Source organism: Mesorhizobium sp. M1A.F.Ca.ET.072.01.1.1, from assembly GCF_004023325.1.
In the GTDB taxonomy this organism is placed as follows: domain Bacteria; phylum Pseudomonadota; class Alphaproteobacteria; order Rhizobiales; family Rhizobiaceae; genus Mesorhizobium.
Genome location: NZ_RZSF01000534.1, coordinates 1 through 2,906, shown reverse-complemented (window position 1 = coordinate 2,906; position 2,906 = coordinate 1). Strand labels below are relative to the sequence as shown.

General features: G+C 64.8%; 4 protein-coding genes and 2 pseudogenes. 5 read left to right on the top strand and 1 reads right to left on the bottom strand.

All coding sequences use genetic code 11. The features are described 5' to 3' along the window. Positions 1-490: ABC transporter substrate-binding protein (locus tag EOA32_RS35780; RefSeq protein ID WP_145971477.1), on the bottom strand; the 490-nt coding region annotated here is incomplete at its 3' end. 179 nt (positions 491-669) lie between these two features. On the opposite strand from EOA32_RS35780, the gene EOA32_RS35775 reads away from it, so the two are divergent. The 5 genes and pseudogenes from EOA32_RS35775 to EOA32_RS35760 all read left to right on the top strand — a co-directional run. After that, positions 670-1,164: a flavin reductase gene (locus tag EOA32_RS35775; RefSeq protein WP_066995321.1), complete on the top strand. Its 495-nt coding sequence runs from the start codon at positions 670-672 to the stop codon at positions 1,162-1,164. A gap of 3 nt (positions 1,165-1,167) precedes the next feature. Then, a pseudogene (locus EOA32_RS40415) lies at positions 1,168-1,358 on the top strand (VWA domain-containing protein); the annotation flags it as partial. A 69-nt stretch (positions 1,359-1,427) separates the two neighbouring features. Next, on the top strand, positions 1,428-1,766 hold the full coding sequence (locus EOA32_RS35770) for an XdhC family protein (RefSeq protein ID WP_128374199.1): 339 nt from the start codon (positions 1,428-1,430) through the stop codon (positions 1,764-1,766). Between the two features lie 6 nt (positions 1,767-1,772). Continuing rightward, a complete protein-coding gene (locus EOA32_RS35765; protein ID WP_128374198.1) occupies positions 1,773-2,477 on the top strand; it encodes an XdhC family protein in 705 nt (234 codons plus the stop codon). After that, positions 2,474-2,906 (top strand): annotated as a pseudogene (locus tag EOA32_RS35760) (4-diphosphocytidyl-2C-methyl-D-erythritol kinase); the annotation flags it as partial. The gene EOA32_RS35765 and the pseudogene EOA32_RS35760, both read left to right, overlap by 4 nt.

The window sequence follows — 2,906 nt, the reverse complement described above, 5'->3', positions numbered from 1 at the left end:
CATAGATGGTGCCGTCATCGATAACGGCGAACAATTCGTGCTGCCAGAGCCGAGTGAGGATCGTGGCCACCGCATTGCGTTCGTCGTCGCCGCGCGGGCCAAGCCGGTAGACCGGCCAGCCGGTCTTGGCGCGGCGGTCGGTCAGGCTCTCGGTGCGCACGCCGACCGCGATGACCGGAATGTTGGCATCCTTCAGGATCGGCAGCGCCGCCTCGATCGCTTCGGTGCACAGAAAACCGACAACGATGTTGACCTTGGCATCCACGAACTGCCTGGCAGCCGCTGCACCGCCGTCGGCCGTGCAGGCGTCGTCAACGGTTCGGACCTCGACGCCTTCGGCGTCCGCCGCCAGCGCGGTCCCCGCCTCGATCTGCTTGCCGAGGATCGCCGACGGCCCGGACAGCGGTGCGGCGACGCCAACCAGCGTCTCGGCATGGACGCTCGCGCCCAGCCAAAGCAGCGCGGCTAAAGTCGTCGTGAGAAGGCGCATTCGGGCGAAGAGGTCCTCCGTGCCGGGAGTATTGTTCCGGCACTATTCCAGCAAAGACCTAAAGGCTGCCTAATCCCGGTGCAACACGCGAATTCAGGATTGCGCTCAAGCACTTCGCTTGTGTCATACAATATGCAGCCATATATAACGAGCTTCCGTTTTGGCAGGTGGATCATCGGGTGCTGAAGATTAATGACATCGGGCCGCAAGCCTATCGCGATGCGATGGCGCATTTTGCCGGCCATGTGCATGTGGTGACCACGGACGGCCCGGCCGGGAAACGAGGCGCAACGGTGATTGCCGCCTGCTCGGTCTCGGATACGCCGCCCGCCGTGCTTGTCTGCCTCAACCGCGAAAATCCCAAGAACGAGGCCTTCATCCGGAACGGCAATTTCGCGCTGAACACGCTCGCCTCGGACCAGGAGGCGCTGTCGGTCGGCTTTTCCGGCATCACCGGCCTGCCGTCCGAGGAGCGCTTCGCGCTCGGCGAATGGGACGTGATCTCGACCGGCGCGCCGACGCTGAAGGGCGCGCTCGCCGTCTTCGATTGTCAGATCATCGATACCAAGGATTTGGCCACCCACCGTGTGCTTTTTGGCAAGGTGACAGGCCTGCGCATCGGCGATAATTTGCGGCCGCTGATCTACCACAACCGCGACTACCACGTTCTGTGAAAACCCCTCTTGCGTTTGATGGGTCGAGGCGCGGCCCCGCGTAGTGAAGGCGATACTGCCGCGTGTCGACGAGTTCCGCGCCGTGCACAATGTCGGACGCGCTGGTCGATCCTTGCGCCTCGCTCGACCAGCGGCCGGCCGCAGCTGTGTACCCGCGGCGCTGGCTGCGAACTGGCGACAGGCGGGCCGCGTAGCCATATGTTTCGCAGCGATATATTCCTCTGGGACGTTCCCCGAGAAAACAGACTTTGTGAGAAGCGACGATGGACGAGAGCATTTATCTCGATGAGCTCCGCGATCCCCTGATCATCGCGGAAGGCTGGATGAGGGACGGCAAGAATGTCGCCATCGCGACCGTGGTCGAAACCTGGGGTTCGGCGCCGCGCGCGGCCGGCAGCCATCTGGTCATCGACGCCGAAGGGAATTTCCACGGTTCGGTTTCCGGCGGCTGTGTCGAGGGCGCGGTGGTGACCGAGGCGATCGACGTGATCGGCTCGGGCAAGCCGAGGATGCTGGAGTTCGGCGTCGCCGACGAAACCGCCTGGCAGGTAGGCCTGTCCTGCGGCGGCCGCATCAAGGTCTATGTCGAGCGGCTGGGTTGATTGCGGATGGACCCATATGTTCTCAAAACATTGAACGAAGAGCGCCGCGCCAGGCGCGCCGCGGTGCTGGTCACCGACCTCGGTGACGGCCGCGACCGCATCGTGCGTGAAGGCGACCGCGTCCCGGGCGAGCTCGGCGCGGCGATCGCCAGTGCGTTCCGCACCGGCATTTCTCGATCGGTGGAAGCGGAAGGGCGGACTTTCTTTCTCAATGCGCATCTGCCGCGCCCGCGCCTTGTGGTGATCGGAGCGGTGCATATCAGCCAGGCGCTCGCGCCAATGGCCAGAATCGCCGGCTATCCGGTCGAGATCATCGATCCGCGCACCGCCTTCGCCACGCCGGAGCGCTTTTACGGTGTAGCGCTGCATGCCGAATGGCCGGAAGATGTGCTGAAGCGCCAGCCGCTCGACAGCTACACCGCGCTTGCCGCCGTCACCCACGATCCGAAGATCGACGATTTCGCGCTGAAGGCGGCGCTCGACGCCAGGTGCTTCTATGTCGGGGCGCTTGGCAGCAGGAAGACTCACGCCAAGCGGGTCGAGCGTCTGCTGGCGATGGGCGCCAGCGCCGACCAGATCGCCCGCATCCATGCACCGATCGGGCTGGACATCGGCGCCGCGAGCCCGGCCGAGATCGCCGTCGCGGTGCTGGCACAGACCATCCACGCCTTCCGCTCGCACGGCCTGGAAAGCAAAGGCGCGGTGGCGTGAAGTTCGGGCCGGTTGCGATCGAGCTGGCCGAAGGCGCGGTGCTGGCGCATGCGACCACTGCAGGCGAGCGGCGATTCCGCAAGGCGCATCGGTTGAACGGCGAGGACGTTGCGGCGCTGAAGGCGGCCGGCATCAGCGAAGTCGTCGTGGCCGTTCTGGCTCCCGATGACCTCGGCGAGGATGCCGCAGCCGAAAAGATCGCGTTGAGCATGTCCCATCGCGACGTCGAGACGAAGCCCTCTGCAACGGGACGCGTGAACTTGCATGCCGAAACCGCAGGCGTCTTCACCGTCGACACCAAGATGATCGACGCCATCAATGCCATCGACCCGGCGATCACCATCGCTACCCTGGCGCAGCACGCGCCTGTCGAGGCGGGCCAGATGGTGGCGACGGTGAAGATCATTCCGTTTGCCGTCGCTGCGAGCC